The 1,817-nt window shown below is 76.2% G+C and carries 2 protein-coding genes; both read right to left on the minus strand.

The window, feature by feature from the left end; genetic code table 11:
- Window positions 1-1,155, minus strand: a 1,155-nt coding sequence (locus tag AB0G02_RS38170) for an AAA family ATPase (protein WP_360804774.1), incomplete at its 3' end; no start/stop codon positions are given.
- Window positions 1,156-1,547: 392 nt separating this feature from the next.
- A partial coding sequence (locus AB0G02_RS38175; RefSeq protein WP_360804777.1) for an ABC transporter permease occupies window positions 1,548-1,817 on the minus strand: 270 nt, incomplete at its 5' end.

A 1,817-nucleotide genomic window follows, 5' to 3' on the forward strand; every position in this document is an offset into this window, starting at 1 on the left:
GGCGACTCCACCCCGCCGCTCGCCCCGGCCGGCGGTGGAGTCCAGGTCCCGCGCCGCCTGCTCGTCGGGACCGGCGGTGGCGGCGGCGCGGTGCCTCGCCTGCGGGTCGGGCTGCCCCTGGAGCACGGAGGCGAGGGCGGCGTGCGCGGCCTGTCGTTCCGCGGCGGTCGCGGCGTGGTGCATCGCGGAGCGGACGAGCGGGTGCCGGAACACCATCCCCCACGCCTCCACCAGGCCCGCGCCGATGGCAGGACCCAGGGTGGAGGCGTCGACCGGCGTCCCGAGCATCCGGGCGGCGGCGGCGAGGCACTCGTCCATCGTCCCGTCGCCGTTGAGGGCGGCGAGGAGGAGCACCGCCCTGGTGTCGACGGGAAGACGGGAGACCCGTGCCGTGAAGGTCCGCTCCAGCCGCTCGGTCAGCGGCAGCGGACCCGGCGTGAGCGCGTACGCCCCACCGACCGACCGCAGCGCCACCGGCAGCTCGGTCAACGCCAGCGGGTTCCCGGCCGCCTCCTCCAGCAGCCGCCGCCTGACCTGCTGCCCCAGGCCGGGGGCCACCTCGTCCAGCAGCTCGCCCGACACGTCGTCGGTCAGCGGGTTCAGGTGGAGCACCGGCAGCCCGGCACCTCCGAGCCGGTCGTCGAGGCCGCGGGTGACGGCGATCAGGGCGAGGGGGTCGGACTCGATCCGCCGCGCGACGAACCCGAGCACGTCGAGGCTGGCCCGGTCCATCCAGTGCGCGTCCTCGACGACCACCAGCAGCGGCGCCTTCACCGCCGCGTCCGACAGCAGGGTCAGCGCGGCCAGGCCGACGAGGTAGAGGTCGGGCACGGTCTCGTCGACGAGGCCCACGGCGGCGCGCAGCGCGGCCCGCTGCGGTCCGGGCAGGTCGTCGATCCCGTCCCGCAGCTGGTGGACGAGCTGGTGCAGGCCGGCGCAGGGCAGGTCCTCCTCGGACTCCACCCCCACCGCCGTGATCACCCGGGTCCCGCGGGCCGCGGCCCGCTCCGCGGCCTCGGCGACGAGCGACGACTTGCCGATCCCGGGAGCGCCGAGGACGACCACCGCACCGCCCGACCCGGAGGCGGCCTGCTCGACCAGGGCGGCCAGAGCGCGGCGCTCCGTCTCACGCCCGAGCAGCGCCCGTCGTTGCATGCCGTGCTCCGTCTCCTCCGTGCGATTCCCGCTACCCGTCGGGCGCCGCGTCCTCGCCCGACCGGACGACGCCGACCCGTGCCTCACGCACGCCGACCGGGAGGCCGGGGCGGGGACGTGGTCCGCACGGTCGCACGTGCGCCGCTTCGGGGAAAGACGGGGCTCAGGGGCCTGTCAGCGTAATCGAGCACCAGTGTGGACAGTCCACGCGATCGCTGCCCATCCGGGTGGCAGGCCTCACATCCGGTCCTGGCCGGCCACCCGCCCGACGGTGGTCGACCGACGTGAGGGCAGGGGCGCGTGTGCCGAATCACAAGCGCCGACTGGGCTCGTTCGCAACCCGCGATCGGACTGTCGCCCTCGGTGCCCGCACGCCCCCGCAGCGCGCCGGGTCATTCCCGCACGCCGATGGCGTCGACCGGACGCGCCCGCAGCGCCAGCCGGGTCGGCAGGCCGATCGCGAGGAAGCCCAGCAGGGCCGTGAAGCCGACGACCCCCAGGTACACCAGGACCGGTCCGCTCACCAGCGGCGTGCCCGTCAGGCCGAGCGACAGCAGGACCAGCGGCCCCGCCGGCAGCAGCGTCCCCACCGCGACCGCGATGCCGACCACCAGCAGCGCCTCCGCGCGCATCGTGCGCACCACCTGCCGCCGGGTCGCGCC

This window comes from Actinosynnema sp. NPDC023658, from assembly GCF_040639995.1.
GTDB lineage: Bacteria > Actinomycetota > Actinomycetes > Mycobacteriales > Pseudonocardiaceae > Actinosynnema.